At 54.6% G+C, this 421-nt stretch carries 1 pseudogene; it reads left to right on the forward strand.

What is annotated here, in order from left to right:
* A pseudogene (locus AB9F29_RS21335) lies at positions 1 to 338 on the forward strand (hypothetical protein); the annotation flags it as partial.
* Between the last annotated feature and the right edge of the window lie 83 nt (positions 339 to 421).

Raw genomic sequence — 421 nt, forward strand, 5'->3', positions numbered from 1 at the left:
TTTTCCGCCTCGCGCACACGGCCTTTATCGGGCACAGCCTTGTGTCACAGGACGGCCCTTTGCCGGGCAAAAACCCTTACGAAGCCCTCGCACTCGACACTTTGGTGATGCATGGTACGGTCTATTCCGACTTCACTTATATTTATGACAGCTTGAAAGATGCAGGCGCGACCCATCAAATTTCAACCCCTGAGGACCTTGCCCAAGCCGTGCTCGAAGCCCAAGATCCGCAGTGGCGCGGGCCATATGTAACCGCGGGAACGGCCGTGATGGACTTGGGGCAAGACGCGCTGAAAAAACAACTTGAGGCCATTCTGAAGGCCCGAACCAGAAGCTAAGCGCCCTTTACGCACCCCCGGAAACCTGAGATACAGTACTATGAACAGCGCGTATAGGACGATAGCTCGTAACTCACTTTTGT

Origin of the sequence: Falsihalocynthiibacter sp. S25ZX9, assembly GCF_041205405.1 — a bacterium.
In the GTDB taxonomy this organism is placed as follows: domain Bacteria; phylum Pseudomonadota; class Alphaproteobacteria; order Rhodobacterales; family Rhodobacteraceae; genus Falsihalocynthiibacter; species Falsihalocynthiibacter arcticus.